The sequence below is a fragment of the Azospirillum brasilense genome (assembly GCF_008365405.1).
Taxonomy (GTDB): domain Bacteria; phylum Pseudomonadota; class Alphaproteobacteria; order Azospirillales; family Azospirillaceae; genus Azospirillum; species Azospirillum brasilense_D.
Genome location: NZ_QOKV01000058.1, coordinates 1 through 3485 on the forward strand (window position 1 = coordinate 1; position 3485 = coordinate 3485).

A 3485-nucleotide genomic window follows, 5' to 3' on the forward strand; every position below is an offset into this window, starting at 1 on the left:
GCGTGCCGCCGCAACACGGGCAGGACTTGTCGGCGACATCGATGAGGATCTCCTCGCGCGGCAGATCGGCCGGCAGATTGCCGCGGTTCACCCGACGCCGTGGCGCCGAAGGGGACGGCTTGGCCGCAGCGGAGCCGGCGGGCTCGGCCTCCTTGGCGGCCAGCGTCTGCTCCAGGTCCTCCAGCGCCAAGGCCAGCTGGTCCGGATCAAGGCGCTCGGCCCGGCGGCCGAAGCGATGACGCTGCAGCTCCCGGATGATCTGGCGCAGCCGGGCGATCTCCTCCTCGGCCGAGGAGCGGGCCGCCGTCAACTCCGCGGCATGCCGGAGCCGTTCGGCCAGCAGCAGGGCACGCAGTTCGTCAGGATCGCTGGGAAGGGTTTCAGGCGCGGTCGTCACGTCCCCCAGTATAGCGGCGGCTTGAGCCGTCCTCGCCTGCGAAGCGGCAAGCGAGTCGCTGTGTCGCAGCTCAGCCGGCGGACGTCGGCCGAGGCACCCGCACGCCCCGCACCCGGGTCCAATCCAGACCCTCGACGAGCGCCGAGAGCTGAGCCGGGGTCAGCCGGATCACGCCGTCGCGGATCGCTGGCCAGCGGAACTGGCCGGCCTCCAATCTCTTCGCGACGAGAACCATTCCCCCGACACGGAACCTCTGCAAAGGAGATCGGGTTTGATTCAGCGCCCGGCGTCGGCTCGGAGGCCCTGCGGGCGTTGGCGCAGTGGGTGGCGAGGCACCATGCCCGAACCAGCGACGATAACCGAGACGGTGTCCTGGGGCGACCTGCCGCGCACACGCCGGCAGAGGCTGGCGGTGCTGGTGGGACAACTGGCTTGGCGGATGGCGCAGGGCCGCGCTCCGGCGGAGACCGGTTATGAGTCGCCCGAGGCGGGTCAGCGGGACGCTGCCGAGCAAGATCGAGGGCCGCCATCTTGACCGTCAGGCCGTCGTCTATGTTCGGCAGTCGACGCTGCAGCAGGTGGAGCACAACAAGGAATCCACCGCGGTCCAGTATGCTCTGGTCGAGCGGGCCTGCACGCTGGGCTGGGCTCGACCGCGGGTCGCCGTCATCGATGACGATCTCGGCTGCTCCGCCGCATCTGCCGCCGGGCGACCCGGCTTCCAGCGCCTTGTGGCGGAGGTCGGGCTCGGTCACGTCGGCCTGATTCTTGGCTTCGAAGTCTCCCGGCTCGCCCGCTCCTGCCGGGACTGGTACCATCTCCTGGAGATTTGCGCCCTGGCCGGGACGCTGATTGGCGACAACGACGGCGTCTACGACCCTGGCCTCTACAACGACCGGCTCCTGCTCGGGTTGAAGGGCACGATGAGCGAGGCAGAACTGCACATCATGCGTGCCCGCTTCGAGGAGGGGCGCTGGAACAAGGCCGAGCGTGGGGATTTCGGCTTTCCGATGCCGCGCGGTTTCATCCGCCGGCCCTCGGGGGAGATCGTCCAGGATCCCGACGAGCGGGCGCGCGACAGCCTTCATCTGGTCTTCGAGATCTTCGAGCGGCGGCGCAGCATCCATGGCGTGGTGCGCTACTTTCACACCCACAGCCTCCAACTTCCTGACCGGGTGCGGGGCGGGCCGGCCAAGGGTGACCTCGTGTGGGCGCCCGTCACCCGGAATGCCGTGCTGAAACTCCTGACGAGCCCTGCCTATGCCGGCGCCTACGCCTATGGCCGGCAGCGGCCACCGCCAACGGACCCTTCGAAACGAAGCCGGGCGACCAGCCCCGGCGAGTGGCAGATCCTGATCAAGGACCGCTGGCCGGCCTACATCGATTGGGACACGTTCGAGAGGAACCAGCGTCAATTGAAGGCCAACCAGAGCAAGCACATCGGCGTCGCCCGCGGCGGGCCATCGCTGCTGACCGGGCTCCTGATCTGCGGCCGCTGCGGCTCGCGCATGGTGACGACCTACCGCAACAACGGCCACAGCCTGCGCTACGAGTGCATGCGGCGGATGATCAACCGCGGCGAGGAGCATTGCCAGGGGTTCGCCGGCGAGACCCTGGACGCGCTCATCGCCGATCTGGTCCTGGCGGCACTGCAGCCCGGCCCCGTCGACGTCGCCTTGCAACTCGCCGAGGACGTGGAGATCGAACGCGCCCGCGAGCATCGGCAATGGGAATTGCGGCTTGAGCAGGCACGCTACGAGACCGAACGGGCGCAACGCCAGTACGACGAGGTCGAGCCGGAAAACCGGCTGGTCGCCCGTACGCTGGAACGGCGCTGGGAGGCGGCGTTGCAGACCGAGACGCAGCTCGCGGCCGAGCACGCCCGCTTCCTGGCCCGCCAGCCGGCCCGGCTGACCGCGGCGGATCGGGCCGCCATCGAACGGCTCGCCGCCGACGTGCCGGCGATCTGGCGGGCGGCGACCACAACCCCGGCCGAGCGCAAGGAGATCGTCCGCCTGATGCTGGACCGGGTGGTGGCCACGGTGGAGGGCGAGACGGAGAACATGGAGGTGGAGTGCCACTGGGCCGGAGGCCGTCGAACCCGTCACCGATTGCGGCGGGCGGTGCGTCGCATGACCCAACTGGCCAAGCACGACGAGCTTTTTTCCCGGACCACGGCCCTGTTCGCCAACGGACTGCGTCCGCCGGCCATCGCCCGGACCTTGACGGCGGAGGGCTGGCTCATGCCCCACGGCGGGCTGGTCACGGAAAAGGGGGTGCGCTCCTGGCTGCAACGCCGCGGCCTGCTGCCGGACGGGCGGCACCGGCCGACGCTGGTGGTGGAACGGGCTCCGGACGAGTTCACGGTGGCGGAATTGTCAGTCCGCCTTGGCGTCCCCGAAGGCACGATCTACCGGTGGTTGTACAAAGGATTGGTCCCAGCGCGTCGGGCGCCGGCCGTGAGCCAGAACCTCTGGCTCGTCCGCTTGGATGACGCCCTGGCTCACGACCAGCAGCGCCGCCCCCGCAAGCCGACCAAGGTCAAGCACGTTACCTGATGATACCAAGGAACCTGCTGTGGAGAGGCATCATGACGCCACGACGACCAGTCCGGTGCCGTCCCAGTGCAGGAGTTTCACCCGGTCGGCTCGCTTGGAGCGGAAGACGTAGACGACCCCGCTGAAGGGATCCGCCCCCAGCTGCTGCACCAAGGCGGCCAGCCCATCCATGCCCTTGCGGAAATCGACCGGTTTGGCGGCGACCAGGACCCGCACTGCGCCCTCGATGCCGATCACCGCGACGCCCTCACGGCGCGCAGCACCGCCTTGACGGTGGCGCTGTCCATCCCGGCCGGCACGCGCACCACCGCATCGCCGATCTGCACCTCGATGGCCGGGAGTCCCTTCAGCGCGGCCGGGGGCGGCGTGGTGTCCAGCACCACCGGCGCGAACATCAAGCCCTCTTGTTGCCATCGCTGGAAAACTGACCCGGGTCATCGGGTGAAAACTGACCCACCGCTCGTAGACTCCCCCTGACCTGCGCGGAGGGGGGAGGGATGCAGACAGCGGAGGAAGTGATGGAAATCCGG

The 3485-nt window shown here is 69.2% G+C and carries 5 protein-coding genes; 1 reads left to right on the top strand and 4 read right to left on the bottom strand.

The genetic code is table 11. The features are described 5' to 3' along the window. Together DS837_RS31620 and tnpB (DS837_RS31625) are read right to left on the bottom strand one after the other, a co-directional pair. Positions 1 to 397 (bottom strand): transposase (locus tag DS837_RS31620; RefSeq protein ID WP_211102455.1); only part of this gene is annotated, 397 nt, incomplete at its 3' end. 70 nt (positions 398 to 467) lie between these two features. Further along, positions 468 to 632 (bottom strand): IS66 family insertion sequence element accessory protein TnpB, encoded by a 165-nt coding sequence (tnpB, locus tag DS837_RS31625; protein ID WP_149168371.1) that lies wholly within the window; start codon positions 630 to 632, stop codon positions 468 to 470. Positions 633 to 870: 238 nt separating this feature from the next. On the opposite strand from tnpB (DS837_RS31625), the gene DS837_RS31630 reads away from it, so the two are divergent. Beyond that, a complete protein-coding gene (locus DS837_RS31630) occupies positions 871 to 2955 on the top strand; it encodes a recombinase family protein (RefSeq protein WP_149168372.1) in 2085 nt (694 codons plus the stop codon). 30 nt (positions 2956 to 2985) lie between these two features. Here the strand turns inward: DS837_RS31630 and tnpB (DS837_RS32970) are convergent, their stop codons facing one another. Together tnpB (DS837_RS32970) and DS837_RS32975 are read right to left on the bottom strand one after the other, a co-directional pair. Continuing rightward, positions 2986 to 3192 carry an IS66 family insertion sequence element accessory protein TnpB gene (gene tnpB / locus DS837_RS32970; protein WP_247890237.1) on the bottom strand — a complete coding sequence of 69 codons (207 nt, stop codon included), beginning with the start codon at positions 3190 to 3192 and terminating at the stop codon, positions 2986 to 2988. Continuing rightward, complete coding sequence (locus DS837_RS32975; RefSeq protein ID WP_247890238.1) at positions 3189 to 3350, bottom strand: hypothetical protein; 162 nt, start codon at positions 3348 to 3350, stop codon at positions 3189 to 3191. Before DS837_RS32975 ends, tnpB (DS837_RS32970) begins: the two co-directional genes overlap by 4 nt. Between the last annotated feature and the right edge of the window lie 135 nt (positions 3351 to 3485).

Coding starts and splice junctions, on each gene's coding strand:
- tnpB (WP_149168371.1), bottom strand. CDS start 632: ATGGTTCTCGTCGCGAAGAGATTGGAGGCCGGCCAGTTCCGCTGGCCA.
- DS837_RS31630 (WP_149168372.1), top strand. CDS start 871: ATGAGTCGCCCGAGGCGGGTCAGCGGGACGCTGCCGAGCAAGATCGAG.
- DS837_RS32975 (WP_247890238.1), bottom strand. CDS start 3,350: ATGTTCGCGCCGGTGGTGCTGGACACCACGCCGCCCCCGGCCGCGCTG.